General features: G+C 61.9%; 27 protein-coding genes. 24 read left to right on the forward strand and 3 right to left on the reverse strand.

From position 1 onward, the window contains the following. Nucleotides 1-13: 13 nt before the first annotated feature. From NO900_RS17510 to NO900_RS01020, 16 genes are all read left to right on the forward strand, one after another. Complete coding sequence (locus NO900_RS17510) at nucleotides 14-922, forward strand: phage minor head protein (protein ID WP_256407339.1); 909 nt, start codon at nucleotides 14-16, stop codon at nucleotides 920-922. Nucleotides 923-982: 60 nt separating this feature from the next. Continuing rightward, nucleotides 983-2,554: a hypothetical protein gene (locus NO900_RS00950; RefSeq protein ID WP_256407340.1), complete on the forward strand. Its 1,572-nt coding sequence runs from the start codon at nucleotides 983-985 to the stop codon at nucleotides 2,552-2,554. Beyond that, nucleotides 2,551-2,952, forward strand: coding sequence for a hypothetical protein (locus NO900_RS00955; RefSeq protein WP_256407341.1), 402 nt, complete (start codon nucleotides 2,551-2,553; stop codon nucleotides 2,950-2,952). Before NO900_RS00950 ends, NO900_RS00955 begins: the two co-directional genes overlap by 4 nt. A 46-nt stretch (nucleotides 2,953-2,998) precedes the next feature. Further along, entirely contained in the window at nucleotides 2,999-3,829 is an 831-nt protein-coding gene (locus NO900_RS00960) for a phage major capsid protein (protein ID WP_256407342.1), read from the forward strand. A 36-nt stretch (nucleotides 3,830-3,865) separates the two neighbouring features. Further along, the gene (locus NO900_RS00965) at nucleotides 3,866-4,258 is read left to right on the forward strand and encodes a hypothetical protein (RefSeq protein WP_256407343.1); all 393 of its coding nucleotides are present in this window, start codon (nucleotides 3,866-3,868) and stop codon (nucleotides 4,256-4,258) included. A 9-nt stretch (nucleotides 4,259-4,267) separates the two neighbouring features. Next, entirely contained in the window at nucleotides 4,268-4,660 is a 393-nt protein-coding gene (locus NO900_RS00970) for a hypothetical protein (protein ID WP_256407344.1), read from the forward strand. Nucleotides 4,661-4,676: 16 nt separating this feature from the next. After that, nucleotides 4,677-5,141: an HK97 gp10 family phage protein gene (locus NO900_RS00975; RefSeq protein ID WP_256407345.1), complete on the forward strand. Its 465-nt coding sequence runs from the start codon at nucleotides 4,677-4,679 to the stop codon at nucleotides 5,139-5,141. Next, on the forward strand, nucleotides 5,142-5,747 hold the full coding sequence (locus tag NO900_RS00980; protein ID WP_256407346.1) for a hypothetical protein: 606 nt from the start codon (nucleotides 5,142-5,144) through the stop codon (nucleotides 5,745-5,747). It begins immediately after the preceding gene. Between the two features lie 6 nt (nucleotides 5,748-5,753). After that, nucleotides 5,754-7,073, forward strand: a complete 1,320-nt coding sequence (locus tag NO900_RS00985; RefSeq protein WP_256407347.1) for a hypothetical protein — start codon at nucleotides 5,754-5,756, stop codon at nucleotides 7,071-7,073. Between the two features lie 11 nt (nucleotides 7,074-7,084). Next, on the forward strand, nucleotides 7,085-7,480 hold the full coding sequence (locus NO900_RS00990) for a hypothetical protein (RefSeq protein WP_256407348.1): 396 nt from the start codon (nucleotides 7,085-7,087) through the stop codon (nucleotides 7,478-7,480). An 11-nt stretch (nucleotides 7,481-7,491) separates the two neighbouring features. Then, nucleotides 7,492-7,983, forward strand: a complete 492-nt coding sequence (locus NO900_RS00995) for a hypothetical protein (protein WP_256407349.1) — start codon at nucleotides 7,492-7,494, stop codon at nucleotides 7,981-7,983. Nucleotides 7,984-8,137: 154 nt separating this feature from the next. Further along, nucleotides 8,138-10,042 carry a hypothetical protein gene (locus NO900_RS01000; protein ID WP_256407350.1) on the forward strand — a complete coding sequence of 635 codons (1,905 nt, stop codon included), beginning with the start codon at nucleotides 8,138-8,140 and terminating at the stop codon, nucleotides 10,040-10,042. Nucleotides 10,043-10,052: 10 nt separating this feature from the next. Next, a complete protein-coding gene (locus tag NO900_RS01005) occupies nucleotides 10,053-10,436 on the forward strand; it encodes a hypothetical protein (RefSeq protein WP_256407351.1) in 384 nt (127 codons plus the stop codon). Continuing rightward, on the forward strand, nucleotides 10,436-11,419 hold the full coding sequence (locus NO900_RS01010) for a hypothetical protein (protein ID WP_256407352.1): 984 nt from the start codon (nucleotides 10,436-10,438) through the stop codon (nucleotides 11,417-11,419). The genes NO900_RS01005 and NO900_RS01010 overlap by 1 nt, the downstream gene beginning before the upstream one ends. Before the next feature lie 89 nt (nucleotides 11,420-11,508). Then, the gene (locus tag NO900_RS01015; RefSeq protein WP_256407353.1) at nucleotides 11,509-12,012 is read left to right on the forward strand and encodes a hypothetical protein; all 504 of its coding nucleotides are present in this window, start codon (nucleotides 11,509-11,511) and stop codon (nucleotides 12,010-12,012) included. Between the two features lie 6 nt (nucleotides 12,013-12,018). After that, on the forward strand, nucleotides 12,019-12,390 hold the full coding sequence (locus NO900_RS01020; protein ID WP_256407354.1) for a hypothetical protein: 372 nt from the start codon (nucleotides 12,019-12,021) through the stop codon (nucleotides 12,388-12,390). A gap of 94 nt (nucleotides 12,391-12,484) precedes the next feature. Here the strand turns inward: NO900_RS01020 and NO900_RS17585 are convergent, their stop codons facing one another. Further along, nucleotides 12,485-12,736 (reverse strand): DUF7123 family protein, encoded by a 252-nt coding sequence (locus NO900_RS17585; protein WP_425492654.1) that lies wholly within the window; start codon nucleotides 12,734-12,736, stop codon nucleotides 12,485-12,487. A gap of 67 nt (nucleotides 12,737-12,803) precedes the next feature. Here NO900_RS17585 and NO900_RS01025 point away from each other — a divergent pair, with 67 nt between their 5' ends. The 3 genes from NO900_RS01025 to NO900_RS01035 are packed head-to-tail and all read left to right on the forward strand — an operon-like array spanning nucleotide 12,804 to nucleotide 15,046. After that, a complete protein-coding gene (locus tag NO900_RS01025; protein WP_256407355.1) occupies nucleotides 12,804-13,169 on the forward strand; it encodes a hypothetical protein in 366 nt (121 codons plus the stop codon). A gap of 35 nt (nucleotides 13,170-13,204) precedes the next feature. Further along, nucleotides 13,205-14,374 carry a baseplate J/gp47 family protein gene (locus NO900_RS01030; RefSeq protein WP_256407356.1) on the forward strand — a complete coding sequence of 390 codons (1,170 nt, stop codon included), beginning with the start codon at nucleotides 13,205-13,207 and terminating at the stop codon, nucleotides 14,372-14,374. Then, nucleotides 14,375-15,046: a hypothetical protein gene (locus tag NO900_RS01035; protein ID WP_256407357.1), complete on the forward strand. Its 672-nt coding sequence runs from the start codon at nucleotides 14,375-14,377 to the stop codon at nucleotides 15,044-15,046. Nucleotides 15,047-15,182: 136 nt separating this feature from the next. Here NO900_RS01035 and NO900_RS01040 read toward each other — a convergent pair whose 3' ends face one another. Further along, the gene (locus NO900_RS01040) at nucleotides 15,183-15,575 is read right to left on the reverse strand and encodes a type II toxin-antitoxin system VapC family toxin (RefSeq protein ID WP_256407358.1); all 393 of its coding nucleotides are present in this window, start codon (nucleotides 15,573-15,575) and stop codon (nucleotides 15,183-15,185) included. Nucleotides 15,576-15,583: 8 nt separating this feature from the next. Further along, entirely contained in the window at nucleotides 15,584-15,736 is a 153-nt protein-coding gene (locus NO900_RS01045) for a hypothetical protein (RefSeq protein WP_256407359.1), read from the reverse strand. A 165-nt stretch (nucleotides 15,737-15,901) separates the two neighbouring features. Here NO900_RS01045 and NO900_RS01050 point away from each other — a divergent pair, with 165 nt between their 5' ends. The 5 genes from NO900_RS01050 (at nucleotide 15,902) to NO900_RS01070 (ending at nucleotide 22,902) form a co-directional block, all read left to right on the forward strand. Then, nucleotides 15,902-16,279 (forward strand): hypothetical protein, encoded by a 378-nt coding sequence (locus NO900_RS01050; RefSeq protein ID WP_256407360.1) that lies wholly within the window; start codon nucleotides 15,902-15,904, stop codon nucleotides 16,277-16,279. Nucleotides 16,280-16,296: 17 nt separating this feature from the next. Next, nucleotides 16,297-16,458 carry a hypothetical protein gene (locus NO900_RS01055; RefSeq protein ID WP_256407361.1) on the forward strand — a complete coding sequence of 54 codons (162 nt, stop codon included), beginning with the start codon at nucleotides 16,297-16,299 and terminating at the stop codon, nucleotides 16,456-16,458. Beyond that, entirely contained in the window at nucleotides 16,458-18,416 is a 1,959-nt protein-coding gene (locus NO900_RS01060) for an outer membrane protein assembly factor BamB family protein (protein WP_256407362.1), read from the forward strand. The genes NO900_RS01055 and NO900_RS01060 overlap by 1 nt, the downstream gene beginning before the upstream one ends. After that, nucleotides 18,413-18,706: a hypothetical protein gene (locus tag NO900_RS01065; RefSeq protein WP_256407363.1), complete on the forward strand. Its 294-nt coding sequence runs from the start codon at nucleotides 18,413-18,415 to the stop codon at nucleotides 18,704-18,706. The genes NO900_RS01060 and NO900_RS01065 overlap by 4 nt, the downstream gene beginning before the upstream one ends. Before the next feature lie 596 nt (nucleotides 18,707-19,302). After that, nucleotides 19,303-22,902 carry a surface glycoprotein gene (locus tag NO900_RS01070; RefSeq protein WP_256407364.1) on the forward strand — a complete coding sequence of 1,200 codons (3,600 nt, stop codon included), beginning with the start codon at nucleotides 19,303-19,305 and terminating at the stop codon, nucleotides 22,900-22,902. The last annotated feature ends 153 nt before the right edge of the window (nucleotides 22,903-23,055 follow it).

Here is a 23,055-nt window from a genome sequence, read left to right on the forward strand (position 1 = left end):
ACCTATGTCCGAAGTGCCTGAAGACGTCCGCGAGGCGATGCGGAAGGAGATCCGTCGTCGCTTCCGCCGGCTCCGCGGCCGCATCCGCGAGTGGGTCGGCTACAGTGAGGACATCTTCGGCCTCGCCGAGAACGGGAGCGCGGCAGCGAGCCAGTCCGACCTTCCCGACGACGCGCCCAACGTCTACCGCTTTCAGACGGACTCCGCGAAGGTAGGGGCGTTTCTCGTGTGGTACCAGCAGCGCCTCCAAGCGGATATCTTCGAGCCACTGGCTCGTGAGCGTGTCCGGCGCGGCGACCACTGGACGGGCGAGTACCTCCGCCAGGCCTTCGCCCGAGCGTGGCAACAGTCGCGGAGCCGACTCCAGTCGGAAGGCGTCAGTGTTGGTTCGCTTCCCGGTGACGGTGACACAGACCTCATCGAGGCGCTGTTCGACATGCCCGCACCGCGGCGGGCGCTCCAGGAGGTCTACACCCGGACGTATGACAACCTGCAGAGCATCGACGAGGACGCCGTTGAGCCTGTCCGCGAGACACTGCTGGAGGGGATCGACGAAGGCTGGAATCCGCGGAAGACTGCCAGTAAGCTGACGAAAGAAGTCGAGACGCTACAAAAAACGCGAGCAGAAACGCTCGCCCGGACGGAGACGGTGAACGCCTACTCGGAGAGCACGATCGAGCGCTACCGCCGCGCCGATGTCGACAGTGTCGCCCACGGCGAGTGGTCTGACGCGAACGACTCCCGTGTATGCCCAATCTGCGAGCGACTCGACGGACGAGAAGTACCGCTATCAGACATTCATGAGGCGACGTTCACGTTCGAACCAGGTGAGGATGAGCCGGATCATCTCGCCGGTGAATACGGGCTCCGTCCTCCGATCCACCCGAATGATCGCTGTGTGCTGCTTCCCTCAGTAAACTGATAACCTACCGATGACCCCGCCGGGGCGAGGCCCTCCCGGTACGGACGCGAGACACAGTTTATGCCACAGACAGCAACGACAGAGAGTCGCATCGCCTACTGCCGCGAGCGCGACGCCGACGACTATGCACAGGTCGTTCACGGCGTCGCGCACGGGGCCGATGAGCTAACCCGTGGCCTCAACGGGCCAAAGTACTGGCCGGCGGCCGAGCTCAAACAGGCGGCTCCCACACTCGAAGGTCGGACCGTCTACAAGATTCACGGCGACGGCGAGCGAGAGGCTGTCGGCGAGGTTCTCCGCGCGGCCTATCAGGCGAATCTCGGCGTCGTCTACGAGGCCGGCATCGACGATCCCGACGTCGCCGAGGAACTTGCATCGGGCCAGCGCGAGGTCTCGATCGAGGCAGGCAACCCGAGTACGGTTGACCAGCACGACGAGACCGGCGCGGTGATCATGCGCGACTACGAGTACACTGGCCTCGCGACGCCGAAGCGCGGCGCGTCGGAGGCGAACTACACGGCTCCGGGGCCGGCCAACCAGAACCCGGCCGTGGCAGCGCTCTCGGCGGCCGATGTCCAAGGGGCACTCGATGACGATGCGTTCGATGTCGAGGCAGCGCTGAACGCCTACCAGTCGGCTGGTGGTGTTCGCTTCCGTGGCACGCGAGACGGCAAACTCGACCGGAGTGCGATCCCCTCGGACGGCTACGAGGAGTACTTCCTGTTTGACGGCGACACGAAGTCGGCGTCGAGCTATCCCGTCGTCGACGCCGAGGGATACCTCCGACGTGGCAACGTCGTGGCGGCCTACAGCGTCGGCCCGCGTGGCGGCGTCACTCGCGAGGAGCTGTACGAGAGACTCCGGGCCCTCAACCAAGCGTTCTCGACGCCGCCGATCACCGCGGACAAACTCCGGCTCGACATGAGCGAGTCGGCGCTGTCGGCCGGCGATCTCCGCACCGATCCCGCTGTGTTGTCTGAGGCAGCGGACGCAGTACTGGGGGATACGGTGTCACCGCCCCAGCCCGATGACCCGCAAGGCGAGGTCCCGGACGGTAGCGATACTGACACCACCACTGATTCTGACACACCCATGAGCGACGACAACGACGACAAGGATGTTGAGGCGTTCCTCGAACGCCTCGACGAGAAGGACGAACAGATCAACGACCTCGAGGCAGACCTCGAAGAGACGGAAGCGGAACTGTCTGAGAAAGAGGCTCGCGTCGAGGAGCTCGAAGACGAGACTGACGACCGGATCGCCGAACTCGAAGACGAGGTCGAAGAACTCCGCGAGCAGAACGAGGCGGCCCGCGAGCAGTATGCGGCCGCGCTCGCTGCGGCAGACACCGTCTTCGATGAGGATGAGCTGGCCGAGAACTACACGCTCGCTGAGCTCTCCGCGAAGATCGAGGAGGCCGACTTCTCGACTGACGACAGCGGGACGGAGCCGTTCATCCGCTCGGGCAGCGGCGAGGGGGCCGAGGCAAACCTCTCTGCGGCCGAGCAGGAGGAGAAGGCCGAACTCGAGGCCAAGCTCGACAACCTCGACGACAAGGAGGGCCCGCTCGTCGAGAAGGAGCGTGAGCGTGTCGAAGCTGAACTCGCCGACCTGACCGGAGGTGAAGCATGAGCCTCCGACCCGGCCAGTCCCACAAGGGCGACGCTCAGCACACCGAGACCCGGACCGCAGGTGAAGCGCTGTCGGGCGGTGACGCTGTCGCACTCGACGCGAACGACGAGCTCGTCACCGCCGACGGCACGGACAACCCGGTGGTGTACGGCATCGTCGGCTACAACCAAGGCGACGGTTACGAGGCCGGCGACGACGTGCTCGTCACCTACTCCGGGCCGGTGGTCGCGAACGTCGCGGCCGGCGTCGCCGGCGGCGTCGAACTCGGCTCGTCGGCGACCGAAGGCCAGCTCGCTGCTGGCACGTCGACGAAGGGCATCATGACGATGTACGCCGAGGGTGCGGCACCGGGTGGTATCCCGAATGTCCCCGACGGCTACGCCCATGTCGACGTGTAGAGCCGCCGAGACCATCACCAACTGACACCCACAGAGACACCACATCATGGCACTTCCTAACGTCAATCAGATTGTCGACCCGACGACCGTCCGCGAATTCGCCGCGGATCGCGTCGACGCACGCACCGTCGTTCGCGAGTTCTTCCAGGACGAAGACGTCCCGGACGGAGCTGGCGAAGAGTACGAGATCCCCGTTCCTGCGGAGGAGCTGGGCGAACCCGAAGAAGTCGAGCCCGGCGCGGACACCTCCTACGACCGTGAAGAGTACGGTCGCCCGCGTATCGTCCGCCAGATCTTCAAGAAGGGCTCGAAGATCCCCGAGGAGGACATCAACGACAACGTCTTCGACCTCCTGCAGGACCACTTCGACGGCCATGCGAAGAACATGGCCAAGCGGCTGGACCGCGCCGCGTTCGCGGTGCTCGATGGCGCTGCGCCTGCTGGGGAGGCAGTCGGCGATGCGGACGGCACGCTCTCGTTCCAGGACGTCAACGCCGGCGCGACCGAGCTCGCCAACCGTGGCGAGGACGGCTTCACCGCCGACATGGCGCTTGTCGGCCCGACCGGCAAGGAGTCGATCACCAACTTCCTCGCCGAACGCGGGACGGATATCGGTGACGAGGTCGTCCGCAACGGCGAGATCGGTGAGTTCGGTGGCATCACCTACATGTTCACCACCAACGTCGCGCTGAACGCGACGGCGAATCCGGAGGCCATCCTCGTCGATTCGAGCCAGTTCGGCTACGAGGGCGAGTGGCAGCCGGTCGACACCGATCAGAAGACGGACTTCGACGCCGACTCAATCAAGACGAAGATCAAGGCGGCCTACGGCTGGACTGAGAAATTCAGTGAGGCGGCCGTGAGAGTAGAAGGGTGACACCACATGCCCCACGAAGTTCGGCTCGCTGACGACGTGGCCGACGACGCCACGCTCACACTCGGGGCACACCCCGATGGAGAGCTCGCGTTCGAGGGCGGCACCGCGACCGTCGAGGGCGAAACACTCGCCCGACGACTCGCTGAGCGGTACGTCCGACTCGAGTACGTTGATGGAGGCGCCGAAGACGAGTCGGACAGCCCCGACGGTGACGGCGAAGCTGATGATGAGCCGTCGCCGGACGCGGCGGACGACGAGTCGGTCTCGGCACCGGTCGATCCCGGCGAGTACACGAACGCCGAGCTCGAGGCACACCTCGACGAGGAAGCGTACTCAGACGCAGAACTGCAGGCGCTGCTCGACGCCGAGGAGGCGGGGCGGGACCGCACCGGCGCGACGGACGCTATCGAAGCGGCCCTCGAGGAGTAGTGATCATCCGTGAGCTACGACGCCGAATCGGATCTCAAGTACATCGAGTCAGTCGACGATATCCCGCTGACAGGACCGGACCTGTGGGAGGGAGACTCCGACGCCAAGCTCGACGCGGCGGAGACGGCCGAGAGCAAGCTCGAAGCCGACGTCAACGACGGCGTCGTAATCGGCGACGCGACGACACTCCACGCGAAGGCTGCCAACGCCTACGCAAGCTATCTGCTGTTCATTGGGCCCGAGCACCCAGAGGACGCGCTCTCGGGACAGATGTACGGCGGCGCTGGCGATGACACGATGGAGTTCGCGACCGAGGTCCACGACGTCTACCGCTCGCTGCGGTCGAGTATCGAGGGCTCAGACGCAGACTCGAGTCAGGACACTACGGAGTTCGTCCTCTAACGCATGAGGTCCGAGCGTGCGCATTGATGGGTTCGAGGAGTCGGCCGATGACTTCGCCGAGTTCGCCGAGGGCCTCCGTGAATTCGCCGACGGTATGGATGACGCCGTCGACGAAGGCACGCGGGAGACGGTCAAGCAGATCGAGCGGACGGCCAAGCGACTCGTCGCGGTCGACAGCGGGACGCTTCGGTGGTCGATCGCGTTCCGCCGGATCGATCTCGCGGAGTACATCATCGGCACCCCCGTCGATTATGCGCCCGACGTCGAATTCGGGTCAGCGCCGCACGTGATCACGCCGACGACCGGTGAGTTTCTGTACTTCGAGGGTGAGGACGGCCACCTCATCCGCAAGCGCTCTGTCCAGCACCCCGGAACGCCTGCCCAACCGTTCATGCGGCCAGCACTCCGGGAGCATCGCTCCGATCTCGCCCGTAACATCCAGGCCGAGATCGACGCCCTCGCGAAGAAGGCCTTCAGCTAGATGACACCCCAAGACGTTCTCGACGCCATCGTCGCTGCACTCACGCAGTCGACAGCATTCGATGGTGGCGACTACATCACCGAAGAGATCGACGCGCCGGGGGCGAACAGCCGCCTCAAACAGCCGGTCGTGGAACTGCAGTTCATCGCCGGCGCACGGGCGGAGCAGTGGAATACTGATCGCGTCGGCTACACGACTGATGACTCCGGTAACCGAACCGGAGAGATCTTCGAGCCGACGTGGGAGGACGTCGAGATCCAGGCCGACATCAGGGTCGCTGCCGGGAATGCCCAGCTCGACGCGACCGAACTCGGGGGTAACTTCGAGCGGGCACTATACCGGCACGACTCGCAGGGCCCAGACATCCCACTTCCCGATGGGGCGGGCGGTACGGCCGATGGGATCGAGGAGTTCCTTGTCGGCGATGGGCGTCGGCAGGATGACCTCGCCGGGCCGGGCATCCGGCGCTGGCGACATGACCTGACAGTCACATTCACCGACCGGGTCACGACCGACACGGAGTACGTCGAGGTCGTCGAGACGCCGACGAGTGGCACTGCTTCGGGCGGCGACGACGTCGCCATCGAACTGACGGTTTCCAACTGATACGCAATGACAACCTACGGCAATCCAGCCCGGATCTTTGTCGACGTCGAAGGCGGCGGTATCGGGGCGCTGAACCTCGACACCGCACAGAAGATCGTCCTCTTCGGCGCCGGCGATCCGGGCAGTGGTAGCGCACAGACAAACGACCCGACGCAGGTGTCGGGCCCGGGCGAACTCGCATCGACGTTCGGCGCTGACTCCGAGCTCGTCGAGCTGTTCCGCGGGGCAGCCGCGAACGGCGTCGCCTACTCCATGATGTATGGCGTGATGCCCGCCAAGCAGTCCGTCACCGGCGAGGCGATCGCCGGCGGCAGTGGCGAGCTTGGCAACGCACCCATCCTCGAGGACACCGCCGAGATCACGGTCCAGAACACGACCGCCGGGCAGGAGGCGACGCCCGTGTGGCGGTACGAATCGCCGCCGCAGACGGGCGACCTCGCCGACGACGAAGTCGCAGTCAACCCCTTCTCGGGCGAGGTCGAAGCCGGCGACACCGACGACTACGAGGTCGACTACAAGTACTACCAGTGGCAGGACGCCTTCGACGCGGCGACCGGCGTCATCCAGGAGCAGGAGGAAGGCCTCTGGTACGTCCGGTCCGAGGCCGAGTCCATCATCTCGGACGCCATCGCGACGGCCGTCCCGCTGCGAGAGAACCAGTGGAAGATGGTGCGCGTCGCCGGCGACGCCCAGCCGAACGCGACGGCCGCCGACGGCTCGGCATCGATCGACGTCGACGCCTACGCGGACAACCTCGACAACGACGCGCTGTTCGTCACCGGCCCCGTCCGACAGGCGAACAGTTCCTACACTGTGTCTGGAGAAGTCGCCGGCGTGTTCGGTGGCGTCGACACGGACGAGTCGGTCATCGGCCAGACGCTCACCGGCGTCGGTGAGCTCACCCAGACGCTGAACGTCCCCGACCAGGAGGCGCTCGAAGACGAGGGCGTCATCCCGCTGTCGAACGCCGGCGCGGTGTCGATCGAGGGCAACCTCTCGACGTCGACGGCGACCGGGTGGACGCGGAGCTACTTCGCCCGTCGACTGGCCGACCAGCTCATCCTCGCTGCTCGGGCCATCGGCCGGGCCACGCGGGGCGACATCGCCAACGACGACACGACCCGGCTCATCGAGAGTCGGCTCGGCGATGAGATCGTCGACCTCGTCGATGACGGCGTGCTCGAACCGAACTCGCGGACGGAGACGAACTGGTTCGTGACCGCGGTCGAGGACGACGCCAACCCGCGCAAGCTCAACGTGAGCTTCGGGTTCACGCCGGAGGGCATCGTCGACACGATCGAGTTCTCCGCGACCATCAACACCTGAGGTAACAATACATGGATCAGAACGAGACTGGCAAGGACGGAGAGCTCACGGTCGAGACGCCGAATGGGACTCGCAACGTGCCGTTCACAAACGCCGACTACGAGATCAGCTACGACATCGCCGAGTCGGAGTTCAACGACTCGATGGAGAAGCCGTCGGCGTACACGGGCAAGCGGGCCGCAGGAACGATCGAGGCCGAGGGCTCGAAGGCGGAGCTCAAGCGGCTCCTCATGGACGAGCAGGGGATGCCCGTCGACGACATCCGCATCGAGATCTTCGGCAGCGAGGGCGGCGACCGCTTCACCGAGGTGAAGATCGAGTCGTTCGGCCGGGAGTTCCCCGGTGGCGACAAGACGACCACCGAGATCCCCTTCCAGGCCGACAAGCATCGCCCGATCAACCTCTAGCGTAACCCACCATGAGCAACAACGCACTCGACGTCTACGACGAGATCACGGGCGGTGACCGAGCCAACGGCACGTTCACGTTCGTGTACAACGACCAGCCCATCGAGTGGGACGTGAGGCCACTCCCGAAGCCACAAAAGAACGACCTGCTCTCGCAGCTCCCTGACGGCTACTTCGACCCCGTCCTCGACCTGGAAGAGCTCGACATCGACGAGGATGAGCTCGAGGAGATGGACGAGGACGAGGTGATGTCGCTGCTCAAAGAGCACGACGTCGACCTTGCCGAGGCCACGCGGAGCATGCTCCTCGACGAGGAGGGGACCAGGACAGCGATCAACGCGATCGTTGATAGCTTCAATCACCCCTCGCTGTCGGACCAGAAGACCAAGAACATCATCCTGTCGCCGGCCTTCCCCGACCGGGCGTTCGAGGAGGCGCTCCGCACCGTACTGGAGGTGTCGCAGGCGGACGACGACGTCGTCGAGTTTCGCTCGGAGAGATAAAGCCCAGAATCTGTTGGAGAACATTGAGCAGTTCGGGCTGCCAGAGGTTGACAACGTCCGCGACCTGACTGAGGCGCAAGCCGTCTTTGTCGCCGAAGCCCGACGCATCCGTCGCGAGAAACAGCAACCCGACACGAATCGAGGTCGATACTAAATGGAACTAGAAACGCTCAAAGCGAAACTCGTCGCCACCAACGAGATCTCGAAGTCGCTTGAGACGACTGCCGCATCCGCGGACCGGGTCGCCGACTCGATGCGCGAAGGGGCCGTGGCGGGTGCGGAACTCGCGACAGCCGCGGCGCGGACCGACGAGGAGGCGACGGACCTCGCGCGGTCGCTCGGAAAGGCGAACTCCGAGCTCGCTGAAGGCGCCGCACAGGGGGCCGTCTACGCCGAGGGCATGGGCGAGGTAGCCCAACAGCAGGCAGAGGCCTCCGCCGCGGCCGCGCTCTTCGAGCAGCGCCTCGAATCAGTTGGTGACGAAGCGACGCAATCGGCGGCCCAGCTGGGCGCGTTCAGCGGTGCCGCTGAGAGTGCTGCTTCGAGCTCGGTCCGAGCAAACGTTGCGGGGCTCTCCGGTCCACTGACCCGTGTCGGCGCCGTCGCCGCCGCTGCGACTCCTGCAGTACTCGGGCTCGGGTCGGCCCTCAGTGGCATTGCCGGCTTCAGCGGACTCGGCGGCCTCGCCGCCGGCGGGCTCACCGCTGCCGGCATCCAGGCGCGGGCAGAGGAGATGGCCGCCATGTCCAGCGAGCTAGAGGACGCGGCGGCCGCTCGAGAAGAGTTGTTCGCGAACTTCAAGGACCAACTGGCTGATGCATTTGCCCCAATCCAGAACGCCGACGTCACGCAACAGTTCGCCCTGCGGAACCTCGAGGCCGTCGTCGACGTTGCCGAAGACGCGTCGACGTCGCTGCAGGCCGTCGACGATACCGTGATCGGCGTCGCAAGTGGGCTGCGTGAAGCCGCGGTCGCGACGTCGCCTGAGGCGTTCGCAGCGCTGGCCGACCAGACCGAGCGCCTCGCGCCGCTGTTCAGTCGGCTTGACGGCGCGATCAGTGACCTCCCGCAACTCATCAACTTCCTCGGCGACGCCACCGCACGTGTCGGCCCTGACCTGTTTCAGCTCGCAGCAGCTGCGGTCCCGGTCGCAGCGGGACTTGCTGAAGTCGGGATCGCTGCCTCGGATGTCCTCTTACCACCCCTGAACGCGAGCCTCTTCGTTCTGGGTGGGCTGCTTGGCACATTTCAGGCACTTCCGAGCCCGATACAGAACGCGGCCGCTGGAATGGTTCTCGCTGCTGGGGCAGCCTCTATTGCGAGTTCGGCGATGGCCGCCTACTCTGCATCGACGTTTGCGTCTACGGTAGCGACCAAAGGACTGATTGCTGCCATCGGAACCCTGCTAGGCCCAGTTACCGCAACCGGGCTCGCTATCGCAGCCGTTGGCGGCGCTGTTCTTGGGCTAGCGTCACACTTTGGCCTCCTCGATGATGCCGCCGGTGTCCTGACAGGAACGTGGAACACCCTCGTAGAAGTTCAGGAGATGCTCCTCAACACTGTTCTCGGCACTGCGAAGGCACTCGGCGACTTCCTCGGACCGGTCTCCCTTCTCCTCGGCCCGATAGGGCTACTGTCATTCGCGATCTCGAACTGGGCCGAAATAATGGACTACGCCAACAACAGAATCGACTGGATGCAGCGCAAGATCAAAGCGCTTGCGAGAGTGGCTAACAACGTCCTTGGCCCAGTGCTCGACATGGTCAGGAAAACCTCAGAGGAGATCGATGAGGCTGGCGGTGTCGAGCTTGACGCCGCGAAGTTCGGCGACGAAGGTGACGATGGTGATGGTTCGTCTGGTCTAGGTGGATCCGACGGAGAAGGTCCGCCGCCAGCTGCACCGGCAGCGACGACTGGATCGGGCTCGACGGATCAGTCGGTCAACATCGACACGCTCGTCGTCGAGGACCGCAGCGGCAACGCCGACCAGACGGCTGACAAGGTCATCAGACGACTTAGGAAACAAAGCCGGCGAGAGGGCGGGCACCCAACCGGATAGCGAGTCATCCATGACTGACACACGCCCACAGACACGCCTCGGGCCGGTCGAATTCACCGATTTCCCACACCCTGAACTCTCCAGTTCTGGCTCGGGGAAGAAGGCAGAACTGGAGGTGCTCCCACAATCAGAGGCCGACAACACTGCGACGGTCATCCAGCCGATGGGGCGTAAGGCGCGGAAGTTCACCCTGCGGGGCACAACCACACGGGCGAACGCGACCGCGCTCGACGAGCTCGACGGCGAGGTCGTCGGCCTCCGCCACGCGAGGCATTCGGGAGACGTCTTCGTCGATGGCGTCGATACCGACCCGTTCGGCGGCGGCGATGATCCCGACGGCGACCCGGACCAGCGCTGGTACACGTACACCGTGTCGCTGTTGGAGGTGCGCTGATGCCAATCGCGACCGAGCCCGTCTACGGCTCCGTCTCCGTTGGCGGCGAGACATACCGCATCGTGCTCGGCGGTGAGACGCCGGCTGGGTCGACATCCCCGGACGGGCTCACCTACGACATCGACCGGTTCAACACAAGCGCCGAACTCGAGGCGGACATTCTCATGGAGACGCCGCCAACAGAGGATCGCATCGTCTCCTGTTCGCTCCAGGGCGAGACGATCTTCACGGGAAGCGTGACGAAAGCCGAGCAGCGAAGCGGGTTCGTGCACCTCATCGCGAACGACGTTGTCCATGAGCTGAAGCGGGCGACGCTGACGCAATCGTTCACCGAAGCCGATATCGCGACGATTGCTAAGGCCGCACTCGGCGCGGCGGACTTCAACGCGCGGTCGTCAGCGATGATCGACCTGCCGGCAGAGACGACATCGGCGGAGTTCTCCGAAGAGCGCTGTGACAAGATTCTGGAGGACGTCTCTGACTGGGGGAATGCGGTCTGGGGCGTCGACACCGCCGATAGCGTGTACCTCACACAGTTGATCGGCGCGCGGACGACACGGCATGAACTCGAGCAGGTCGTCGACGCCGCACCGGGCGAGCGCACCATGCCGTACCAGTCCGTCCGCGTCGAGGGTGCGTCGCCGGCCTCGCGAAAGGGCCAGCAGTCCATGCATCTCGTCGCCTCGGAGTCAGTCCGTGCGACCGCCGGCGACGGCGAGCCACAGTTCACCCACCAAGACTCCCGGATCAAGACGAAGGCGATGGCCGAGAACGCCGCGGAGGCCATCCTGACGGAACTCAAACGCCAGCGCGGCACCGGCACGATCACGGTGGCCGGCGACCCGACTATCCGGCCGTACGACACGGTCTCGCCGCTCGACACGATCGACACAGGTGAGTATCTCGTGAGTGGTATTCAGCATCGGATCACGAGTCAGGATGGTTTCCGGACGACCATCCAGTGCGGCGGGGTGGTGTCGTGACTGACGAACTCGACCCGAATCGACGAGGCGACACACTCCGCCGCATCAGCGACGCGAGCAGCCCGCCACGCGTCGGGCGCGTCGTTGCTGTGCGCGCACATACCGGCGAGGAGTCGCAGCCGTCGAACCACGAGGCCGACGTCGCCGTCCCGCCCGGTGGCGAGGTCGACCAGCAGCATCGGGAGATCCCGGTTCGACAGCCCGGTGCGGGCGTGGCGGTCGTCCCGCGCGAGGGCGACCTCGTCCTCGTGGGGTATCGGAACGGTGACGACCCGTACGTCGACGGTGCGATCTACGGCGACGCCGATGACGACCGGGCGCCGACCGCGTCGGCAGGCGACATCCGCCTCCGCCGAAAGGGCGCGACGATCGAGATCGCGTCGACGGACGCCGGCGACGACGTCGTCCGCGTCACGCGCCAGCCCGAGGACAGCGACGCCCCCGACATGGGACTAGAGCTGAACCTGTCGACAGGTGAGTTCCAGATCGGCGACGGCTCGGGCTACGGCATCGTCTCGGACGGCGCTGGGAACTTCCAGTGGTTCCTCGAGTCGCTCGACTACGTGACCGACGGCTCGACGCTCTCGTGGTGATGCCTCGTGGCAACTGACACACTCGCACTCGTCGGCGCGTCCTGTGAGGCGACCGGCCACCCCTCAGTGTGCGGCGAGACAGCGTCAGGAACTGTTCAGGACGCCGACAACGCCGCAGCCGTCACCCTCGACGGGGATGGACTCGCCACGCATGGCGACCGGATGCACTTCCCGAGTCACGGGCATGCAGTGAGCCCGACCGGCGGCTGTACCGACTATCAGACACACGATCTCGTCCCGGACCAGTCACCGCCGATCACGGTCGACGGCAACCCGGTGATGCGCGTTGGCGACTCGACGACTGATCCCAGGAGCGGCGGGACAGCGTCGATCGTCGACGCCGGCGGGACTAACGCGCTGACACACACGCATGGCTGAATCAACAGACGCCGATGACCCAAATGGCGAGGCACTCCTGACTGATGTGTCAATCTTTCCCTGCCCACCGTGAATAGGAGCAGTTGCCTACAAGTCACGACTCCTGTGTATCTGGTCGTGCAATCTCCCATGTTGTCCCATCGGAGGTGCCACCGCGGCGTTCTAACTCAACGCGAGGATCGTCGCTTTCGATCCGAGACAAGAGATGCCCCGCACGCTTAGCCGAAATACCCAGATCGGCCGCTACATAGCGGCTCTTCACAAACGGCTTCTCGTCTGCAAGGCGCCCGAGAAGATAGTCAACAATCCGGTCTTGGGCGGCGTCGCGGTCCGCAGTAGGCATCATTCACTAAATCAATGTCCGCTGTGTATCAATCTTTGTCTCGGACCCAGATTCACACAACACATTACCAATGGCTGAGCTAACAGACGCCGAGCGATTCGGCACCGGCATCGAGTTCGAACAGTCGTGGGACGTCGTCGCGTCGGAGACTGGGTCGATCGGGAAGACGTCCGGGCTGGCGGTCCTTGAGCGCGACCTCGCGTTCGCGCTGGGACGGGCTGCCCGTGAGGAGGACCTTCGCGGCCGGCGGTTCAACCCGAACCTCCGCGAGGATGTGCGGATTCTCGTGCGGTCGGTCGTGTCGGACATCGGCCGCATCCAGCAGCTCGTCGACGCCACGATCACCCAGCCCGATGACGCCCGGCGGACGGCCGAGGTCCAGCTGGTCGTCGAGGCGACGACCGGCACGCGCGGCGAGTTCGTCTTCACCGTCTGACCGACACCCTGCGGATCAACTGGAGGTACGATACTGTGCCTATTTCACCACCCACACAGAGCGACATTTACACCGACATCCGCGACCGGGTGATCGCATCCGACGCGGACCTGACGAACTGGTCGCCGAACAGCCCGGAGAAGGCGCTCACCGACGAGGGCTACGCCTCGCTGCTGGCAGTACTCTGGCACGCCACCCTCGCCGCCCAGCTATCGGGGTGGATCGCCTACGCCGGCGGGCCGATCACCACCGATGACCTCGACGAGCTCGGGCTCACGCCCGCGAGCGAGGGTGGCAGCGTCGACCTCGACCTGCTGAACAGCATGATGCGGGATGCTGACCTCGATGCGAAGGCGGCGCAGAACTCGGTGACACGCGACCCCGGCGCGTTCGCGACGGGCGAGCTCGAGATCACCACGACAAGTGACGCAGTCGTCGTCGACGAGGGCTTCCGCGTGACCACCGGCGGCACAGAGTCGCGGGCGTTCGTCACGACCGAGGAGGTGACGCCCGCCGACGGCTCGACCACGGTCACCGCGTCGATCGAGGCAGCCGAGCGTGGCAGCGAGTACAACGTCGGCTCGGACACGATCACCGTGATGCCGTCGCCGCCGCAGGGCGTCCAGGGCGTCACGAACCCCGCGGCGACGACCGGCGGGGAAGACGCCGAGACGAACGCCGAGCTCCGGGCGCGGGCCCAGCAGGCGATCGTCCAGAACTCCGGCGGCGGCACCACGGGCGGCATCGAGGGCGGCATCGTCTCCGCGTTCGACGGCGTCGCGACGGCCGACGTGATCGTCGACGAGTTCAAAGACGCAACCCCGGTGTACGCGGACGTCATCGTCGACGGCGGGCCCTCGGACGCGGAGGTTCAAGCCCGGATCGACGAACTCCGTCCGGTCGGTATCCAGCACAACCTGATCCGCCCGACGCAGATCACGATCGACGTGACTGCGGACGTCACCGGGACTGGTGCTGACGCCAGTGCACTCGAGAGCGCCGTGACGGAGTACATCGGCGAGCTGGGCATCGGGGAGGATGTCGTCCGCGACAGCATCGTCGCGACGCTGATGACCGAGGATCCGGATGTGACGGGCATCGACTCGCTGACTGTGTCGGACTCCTCGGGAACGATTGCTGACGACCGCGTGATCGGTGCTCGCGAGAAGGCTATCCCGGGGACGGTCTCGGTCACGGTGGTCTAGATGCTTGAGCGCGATGCAGACGCCGATGTCCCGCTTGGTGAGCGGGTGCCGTACCCACTTCCGCAGGATGACGATACGACGCTGCAGCAGTGGCTCGCCGAGCTGCAAGTCGAGGCCGACGACGTCGACGCCGCGGTCGACGCCGTGCTCGCGTCGGTCCAGCCGCGTGCTGCGAGCGGGCAGGCGCTCGACGAGCTCGGTCGTGACTTCGGCGTGCTCGGCCGCCGGCGTGGGCGTGATGACGAGCAATACCGGTCGTTCCTGCTTGGCCTTGTGGCGGCGTTCGACGGCCGCGGGACGGTTCCCGGCGTGGAGACGGCGATCGCCGCCGGCGTTCTCGCGACAGCCGACGACGTCTCGCTCACCGAGGACTTCGACACCCAGCAGTACGAGGTCACACTCGAAAACGAGGCGTGGAGCGCCCACCAAAGCGGGACGGTGCGTGAGCTCGCTGACCTCGCCGACCCGTCAGTTGTGGAGCTCCGGGAACCCGTGCACAATCGGCTCTCTCCGGCTGGGGTACAGGTCGTGTCCGGGGAGACCGAGATCACGGTGATGCACGTCTCAGCGTCGGCGACGCCGACTGTTCGGGCGGCCGACACACAGCACGAGACTGTCGACAGTGCGGGAACCTTCGGGACGGAGCAGTTCGGGACGGGCGAGTTCAGCTAGCGAGTTGCTGCAACCCACCCATCACTCGTGCTCACGACGGTGCCAGGCATAGAGATATTCCATCCCGGCTGGCACCCACCAGTCACAGCCCTCCTGCGGACAGCAGGCACGGCCATCAACATGTTTGAGCTCGCTCTCACTGTCCATTTTCGGGCACCTCAGATGGGGCGACTGCACCGTGTTCTTGCAGTTCCGAATCGAAGGAGACAAGCGTTGCATTTGCGCCCTCTGCGCAGGCGAGAATCATCGCATCCATCGGATACAGGAGCGTGTCACGCTGCAGTTTCACTGCCGTAGTGAAATCCCCGCTATCGGGAATGAAGACGTTGACGTCGCGTGTGAGATCCGTGATGATCGCTTCAACGTCGTCCTGTGGAAGTCGTTCTCGCTTCGTGAGGACAGCCCGCAATTCCATCGTCGTCAGCGCCGAGATGACAAAGTCGTGGCTCTGGGTGTCCAAAAGCGTGGCTGCCACGTCGGCGGTGTCACTGTCGTCGATGACGGTCGCGAGAATGATGTTCGTATCCAAGCACAACCTCATATCTGCTCGCGCATCTCACGAACAGCGTCGACGGGATCTACATCGACGTCCGAAGCGCGCCCACGAAGGCGCGTTCCGAGCGGTTCGCGAGGTGTGTCGTTCTCACCCATCTCGAAGAGGTCGGCGATATCTGCAGTGTACACGCCCATAGGCGAGTGTTGAGTTCGCGTCGGCAAAAGCATTCGGTGGCTCACGCAACTGGTTGACCGTCTCGTTGCCCCTCTCCGTTCTCCCGATGACCCGGAAGGCGAGGGCCTGCAGACGCTGTAACGCTTCTTGACTGCTTGCGATGACGAAAACAGACCCAGACACCTGTGACAACACTCACTGATCAGGGACTCGAGGCCATCGGCGACCGCCTGCGGGAGGCGGTCGCGTTCGTGGCACTCGGGTCCGGACAAAACGAATCGACCACGGCCACGGGCCTCGCCACGCGCGAGTACCTGGCCGATGTCTCGAACAACAACGTCGAGCTCGTCGAGACCACCACCACCGGCGCGTTCGAGGTGATCATCCGCGTGAAGGGTGGCACCGAAGTGGCTGGTGGGACCGCCATCTCCGAGATGGCCGTCTTCGATGGCGACCCTGACGCCGACGGTGTTGTGCTGGCGATCGACGAATTCGCCGCCAAGACCGTCGAATCCGGCCACTCAGAGGAGTTTACTATTCCTGTGGCACCGGGCCGTGACTGACTGCAGTGCAATCAACCATGACTGACACAGACACGACAGCCGAGACGGACGATCAGGACGCACAGAACGACCAGAACGATGCCGAGGAGCAGGACGCACAGCGCGACCAGGACGATCAGGATGACACGTTCACCGAATTCGGCGATGGCTGCTTCGACGGCCACGGGAGGTTCAGCTGATGGCTGAGTACACACTCGTCCAATCTGGAGAGGGGAACGCGGCCGAGAGTATCGGCTCGCTCGTCGGCACGATCCCCGTTGGGCGCATCATCGACGGGTTCGCCCTCTCCGGGTACGATCCGGCGGCGCCCAGCATCGAGGTGGGAGAGGGCAAGGCCGCCCACATCCTCGAGTCGGCGCTCGCCGAGTGGACGCTCAATGACGGCACCCAGCGGAGTGGCGAGCGCGACCTCGTCCAGCTCGCCACGCATCTGGACGGGCGGACGGTCCAGCTGGAGAGTGGGGCAGTGAACCACCTCTACGTCGATCCGAACGTGGGGACGAGTAACTCGCCGCAGCTGATCGTGACCACCGGGAGTGTGTCGGCTGCCGGCGCGCTGAAGATCGGCGCGGTCGACACGGCGGCGGACGAGGTGTCCGGTCAGTGGCGGCTTGTCGCTGCTGATGGGACGCTCACGTTTCCCGACGAGGCCGCGGCGAGTGCGGCGGCTAGCGAGCTCCCGAACGGGACCGTGGTCTACACCCGCAGCGAGGCAATCCACTGGTCGACGATCGCGGGCTCGCTCAAGCGGCTGGCCACATGGTCGGACCCGGACGGTGACGGGGTCTACCAGCTCCCAAGTGACACAGATGGGATAGATGTGGCATCGGTCAGTGCGAGCGATGGGGGGTTCAGCGACTCATTTACTGACCCATCGGGGACCGAACACAACGATGAGATAGCGGATACTGCTGATCTCGTCAAAGACCACGCGAATCTCACGAACGTCCAAAGCGATCAACATCACTCCCCATACACGGATTCAGACGCTCAGGCTGCTGTTGATGCGGGGAAAATATACTTTCAAGAAACCGAACCGACTGAAACACCCGATCCTACTAATGGTGAGGGAGGAGTCTGGTATCCGCTTACTAAGATTGTTACGAGTTTAGATAGTCAACAGTGGTCATTTTCGTCCCCCTCTTATGTACGATCTTCGGTAACCAGTAAGGATGGTACTGTTGTTTTCGGAAATGATGATGGAACTGTATACGGTGTGTCACTGAGTGATGGTACTGAACAGTGGACGTACTCAACTGGTGCTGCCGTAGACGCAGGTGTAGCTATCAGCGATGGTATTGTTGTTTTTGCAAGTAGTGCTGGTGACACAGATGTTGGTGGCTTGTATGCTGTGTCACTGAGTGATGGTACTGAACAGTGGACGTACTCAACTGGTGCCTTTGATTTTACGAGCGGAATTGCAATTAGTAATAACACGGTATTTGCGGGTTATTACGAAGATCTCCTCGCTTTGTCACTCAACGACGGTTCAGAAAAGTGGAGTGCGACCCCTGCCGACGATATACAGTCAGGTGTCGCAGTCAGTGATGGGACCGTTGTTTATGCGGACGATACTGGTGCCGTGTACGCGAGGTCAGTATCAGATGGGGGTGGAGAGTGGGAGTTCTCGGTGAATGATAGGGTGCGGTCAGATATAGGTATACGAAACGGTACTGTTGTTTTTGGGTCTGATACGAACAAAATATATGGAGTGTCACTAAGTGATGGTACTGAACAGTGGTCGTACTCAACAGGGTCGGGTGTAGAATCGGGCGTGGCGTTCACCGACAATATTGCTGTCATGGCGAGTGGGGACGGTAATGTGTACGCGCTCTCACTAAACGACGGGACTGAGCAGTGGTCTACAAATACAGGGAATGATAGTCAGGCAGGTGTAGCAATCAAAAACAACGCCGTTTTTGCCACTGCTAATTCCGTCTACGCACTCTCACTAAGCGATGGTTCTGTACTGTGGGACTACTACACAGGAAGTGGTTCTGGACCTGGACTAACAGTAGAAGATAAAACAGCGGTTACTCCAGCTGGCGACAACGTGCTTGCGCTGGAAAGTAATCTATCAAACAAGTACAAAACACAGTTGGTTTCAGATGGAGATAATTGGGTTGGGAAACTATGACACGACTCACACTCCGCTACGACGACGAGACGTATCGCATCACACAGACTTACTGGGGCAACGACGATCCTGAGTGGGCCGATAAGCAACGCGATGGTGAGACAGTCACGACGACCGAGACGACGCAACAGGCTCGTACTGATGCGCTCACCAACGCACTCAACAGCGTCGAAGCGGGCACTGACTACAATCCCGACACCGAGACGGCTGTTGGGAAGTTATGCTACGACCCCGACGCTGACGAACTATACGCTGAGGTCAAGATTCAACTGCTCCCTGACCAGTCGTGAGGCTGAGTAGCCACCCAGACAGTCTACGCTTCTAACAGACTGACACGAGACTCACCGAGCAAGGACTGGAGGGGCGGTCGTGGGAGCACACGATTGCCCCTCGCTGGAGGGCGTCTGCCCTCGCGGTGATACACACCGAAGTGCCAAGTAAAATTTGCGATATTCACCATGCGTATCCAGCGTATACTGACACTCGACACGCTGAGCCACATCGCTCACGAACCACTCGCCACAGCCGATGTCTAAGACCGAGTGGTTGCCTACACCGTCCACGTTGGTAGGTATGCGCTATCGGTCTTTATCAACCTGAGTTGGTCTGCTTGGCCAATATTTTTAAGACAAGTCAGATAGATAGTTTATGTTGGTTGAAATGAATGGGCACCCCCACCCGTACCACGCACGTCGCACCAGTACTCAACCAGCGGCTGGTCGAGCCACACTCAACCGCTTGGTGTGCGATTCGGCCAGAATACGCCTTCCTACCGTCAGCTCGCAAACCGAGAGGGTGATAGTATGATGAACCACCGTCGTCTGTGTGTGCGAGCGCGGAAGCCCCGAGCTACAGCAGCCGTAGCGGTGCCGTCAGGGGTGAGAGCATGAGTAGCGACTATCGTGTGAAGGCTCGTGCGCTCTTTCTGGCGGTGATGATGGTTCTGTCCGTTGTTGCGATGACGACGGCGTTTACGGGGAATGCGGCCGCAGTCCCCGATGAAGGGTCCGGAACGGCAGAGGACCCGTATCTGATTGATGACTGGGCCGATCTTGATGCCGTTCGTGATGACCCTGGTGCTAACTACGAACTTGCCAGCGATCTCGATGAAGATACCACTGGTTATCGCGAGGTTGTCGAGAGTGATGGGTTCGATCCAATTTCTGGGTTCAGCGGTACGCTAGATGGCCAAGGCAACACGATCAACGACTTGCAGGTTGATTCAAGTGGTCACGCTGCCCTGTTTGGCACAATCAACGGTGGGGTGGTAGAGGACCTAACAATAGACGGTGCGAGCGTCACTGGTGGTACCGATACAACTGGCGTTGTTGCTGGATTGATGGACGGTGGCACGTTATCTGACGTGACCGTTACCGGTTCCAGCGTTGAAGCAGATAACAACTTGGCCTTCGGTGGTGGGCTGGTCGTTGGAGCAACTTTCTCTAAATCTGTGAAGCTTGAACGTGTAGATGCAGATGGTAGTATTACTGTTACCACCTCAAACGATGATGCCAGTCGCATTGGCGGCCTTGTTGGGAAGATTGGACTTACCTCGGTAGGTGGTCCTGGTGCATCTATTACAGACTCATCCGCGAATGTTGAAGTGGATGGGAACGGCGCTCAGGGTGGTCTAGTGGGCGTCATCGGGGCCGCTGGAACAACAACGATTACAGGAACCACGGTAAGTGGCAAAATAACCCAAAATACTGGTTCCATAGGTGACAACCATGGCGGTCTCGTTGGCCTTGCAAAAGGAAGTGGAACCCTAAGAATCGAAAGGAGTGAGTTCACCGGCTCGTTAAATCTCAACACTGACGGGAACGGTGCTAATGAAGCGGGAGGCATCATTGGGTACACCACAATTGAGACGACGATCACTGAATCGGCCACTGACGCAAGCCTCTCATTTGCTAATAATGGTGGTGGAATTGTCGGAAGAAGTACTGCTAGTCTAACAATCACCGACTCATACTCAGACGCTAGGCTTGAGGTAGAGGGTCCGAAGACGGCTGCAGGCCGTGCAGGCGGGGTTATTGGTGCGATTACAGGTGGCTCTGTGACACTGGAGAACACATATGCTACTGGTTCAGCCGAATCTCTTATTGACGACCCTGAGACAGCGAACGTCTTCGGTGGTGTGACGGGACTGCTTGAAGATGAAGTCGGTTCTGAGGGGATTACTGTCGTGGATCAGAGTGTCTACTATGATTCCACTGTCGAAATTAACGGTGAGTCTGCAGACGCCCGCGGCCCTGGACAGAGTGGGCCAGACCAACCAGCAAAAAAATCCCTTTCAGACGTTGAATCCCTCTCAAGCAACGATTTGCAGGGATCGGCTCCGATCGATACGATGTCTGAGTTCGACTTTGGACGCATCTGGACTACTCAGGAAAATGACTACCCGGAGCTTCGTGCACTCGTCGATGAAGATACGCTTCCCGTATCTATCGGAGATCGGCGGTACGGGACAATCAGTAGTGCGGTTACTAACGCTAACTCTGGCGACACCATCCAAGTCGAGTCAGGAACATACACTGAGGATATAAAACTCGGCACAGATGACCTCACGCTCTCGGGAGCTGGTGCAAAGAGTACGACACTTGTTGGCCAAGGGACCCAGCCCGCAACCGTATTTATTCCGTCGAATCATCCCGGAATTACTGTTACCGGATTCAGGATAGAAGCCGGGAGTAACGATAATGCAGTTGACACTGCTACAGGTGCGGGAAGCACAGAAATAACGGATGTTACGTTCTCAAAGAATACGCTTGTTGCTGGTAGCGGCGAGGTTACAGCGTTCATTGGCGGCGATCACGAAGAGATTACGTTTGATCAAAACACGTTCACGAGCAGTGCTGGAGATGTTGGCAAACACCTCTTCTTCGGAGGTCAGTCATCCTATGGCTCTGGATTAGCATCTGCAACATCTGAGAGTTCGCAAAATGTCGTTACTAATAACGACTTTGATAGTTATAGCACAAACGCGATTGAATTTGAAGCCAGACACGGCACGATCAGTCGGAATTCGTTCGCTGCGAGTGGGACGGCAATCGCTATTCCGGGGGCCGTTGGAGCGGGGAACAACATAAATATTGACGGCGCTGACATAACCGTCTCGGAGAATAATTTCCCCGCTGGCGCTACTGGAGTCGACTTTGCTGGTAGTGGTACGCTCGACGCTACCCTCAACTGGTGGGGCGATGCGAATGGTCCGAGCACAGCGGCGAATCCGGCTCAAACATCTGGGGCAAGCATTACTGGCAGTGTCGAGTTTGAGCCGTGGGCAGATGCGCAAATCAATACCGACAATCCAGACCCCTCATTTACGTCAGCCGACCAGATCAGCGATGGCTCAACAACGGTTGATGAGACAGACTCATCGACGGTCTCCAGTACGACAATTCAATCGAATACGGACGAAGACGGAAGTGTCACGGTCTCGGTGTCTGACGAGCTTCCAGACACTGGTAGCCAGAGTAAAGACGATCTCGAAGAGGATGTGTCGACAGTTGACGAGAGTGCAGAGGTCGTGTCCGCGGTCGAGATAGATCCAAGCGACACAGAGATTGAGAGCAGTTCGGCCACGCTCGAGTTCACGCTCTCGCGCTCGAATATTGATGATCCGGCGAACATTCGCGTGGTGCGATTCAACGACAACACAGGGAGCTTCGAAAGCCTCTCAACGAGCTGGATTGATACAACGGCGGCCTCGTTTATTGTCCAGACACAGACCGATGGGTTCTCGCTGTTCACAATCGTGGAGACGGCCGAGACAACGGCTGGAGACCCAGTCGAACCAGACCCACTGAGCCTTACAGCTGACAGCGACACCGTCGCAGTCGGTGAGAACGTCACACTCTCTGTCACCAATGACGCCACCAACGACCCGGTCGCTAACGCAACTGTTGATCTGCCGAACCGGACCGTTCAAACCAACACAAATGGAACCGTGTCCGTCTCGTTCACCACCTCGGGAGACAAGAGGCTCATTACGACTGGGGCTCCCGGCGCTGAATACCTAGCCGACACGCTCACACTTACTGTAGTTGAGGCCGACATGCCTAATGGGTCGCTGATTCCGCTGAACCTTACTGCAGACAGCAACACCGTTGTAGTCGGCGAAAATGTGACACTCACCCTTAGCAATACCAACACAAGCGAACCAGTCGCTGGCATCCCGATTGCGCTGCCAAATCGGACTGTCCAAACTGGTGCTGATGGGACTGTGACGGTCGCCTTCGAGACGACAGGCAACCTGACAGTTGAAACGGCCGCCCCGACCGATACGTATGAGCAGGATAGCATCACGCTCTCGGTGGAACGTGCTGAGTCACCGCTCGGTGGCACAGCCGGCGAATACGATGACGACGGTGACGGCACGATCACGGCCTCCGAACTCGGAGACGCCGTCAACGCGTTCGGCCAGGGTAACCTGACCGCTGCCGAACTCGGAGATGTCGTCACCGCATTCGGACAATCCCAATAGGGCTGGTCGCACAACAGAATTTTTCCAAGTCTAACGAGAAGCTGAGCGCGAGTTCGTTAGAGTGCTCCTTGTCAGAAAGTAACCTCTATTTCTGACAGCCTAACGCGCCGCCCGATGTCTGTGTCGACGCCGATCGTGATCGAATCTTAACCT

It is taken from the genome of Halorubrum rutilum, from assembly GCF_024494565.1.

Bases quoted from the DNA above. Each gene is read 5' to 3' on its own strand.
- NO900_RS00950 (WP_256407340.1), top strand. From the start codon at position 983: ATGCCACAGACAGCAACGACAGAGAGTCGCATCGCCTACTGCCGCGAG.
- NO900_RS00955 (WP_256407341.1), top strand. From the start codon at position 2,551: ATGAGCCTCCGACCCGGCCAGTCCCACAAGGGCGACGCTCAGCACACC.
- NO900_RS00960 (WP_256407342.1), top strand. From the start codon at position 2,999: ATGGCACTTCCTAACGTCAATCAGATTGTCGACCCGACGACCGTCCGC.
- NO900_RS00980 (WP_256407346.1), top strand. From the start codon at position 5,142: ATGACACCCCAAGACGTTCTCGACGCCATCGTCGCTGCACTCACGCAG.
- NO900_RS00985 (WP_256407347.1), top strand. From the start codon at position 5,754: ATGACAACCTACGGCAATCCAGCCCGGATCTTTGTCGACGTCGAAGGC.
- NO900_RS00990 (WP_256407348.1), top strand. From the start codon at position 7,085: ATGGATCAGAACGAGACTGGCAAGGACGGAGAGCTCACGGTCGAGACG.
- NO900_RS00995 (WP_256407349.1), top strand. From the start codon at position 7,492: ATGAGCAACAACGCACTCGACGTCTACGACGAGATCACGGGCGGTGAC.
- NO900_RS01000 (WP_256407350.1), top strand. From the start codon at position 8,138: ATGGAACTAGAAACGCTCAAAGCGAAACTCGTCGCCACCAACGAGATC.
- NO900_RS01005 (WP_256407351.1), top strand. From the start codon at position 10,053: ATGACTGACACACGCCCACAGACACGCCTCGGGCCGGTCGAATTCACC.
- NO900_RS01010 (WP_256407352.1), top strand. From the start codon at position 10,436: ATGCCAATCGCGACCGAGCCCGTCTACGGCTCCGTCTCCGTTGGCGGC.
- NO900_RS17585 (WP_425492654.1), bottom strand. From the start codon at position 12,736: ATGATGCCTACTGCGGACCGCGACGCCGCCCAAGACCGGATTGTTGAC.
- NO900_RS01025 (WP_256407355.1), top strand. From the start codon at position 12,804: ATGGCTGAGCTAACAGACGCCGAGCGATTCGGCACCGGCATCGAGTTC.
- NO900_RS01035 (WP_256407357.1), top strand. From the start codon at position 14,375: ATGCTTGAGCGCGATGCAGACGCCGATGTCCCGCTTGGTGAGCGGGTG.
- NO900_RS01045 (WP_256407359.1), bottom strand. From the start codon at position 15,736: ATGGGCGTGTACACTGCAGATATCGCCGACCTCTTCGAGATGGGTGAG.
- NO900_RS01055 (WP_256407361.1), top strand. From the start codon at position 16,297: ATGACTGACACAGACACGACAGCCGAGACGGACGATCAGGACGCACAG.
- NO900_RS01060 (WP_256407362.1), top strand. From the start codon at position 16,458: ATGGCTGAGTACACACTCGTCCAATCTGGAGAGGGGAACGCGGCCGAG.
- NO900_RS01065 (WP_256407363.1), top strand. From the start codon at position 18,413: ATGACACGACTCACACTCCGCTACGACGACGAGACGTATCGCATCACA.
- NO900_RS01070 (WP_256407364.1), top strand. From the start codon at position 19,303: ATGAGTAGCGACTATCGTGTGAAGGCTCGTGCGCTCTTTCTGGCGGTG.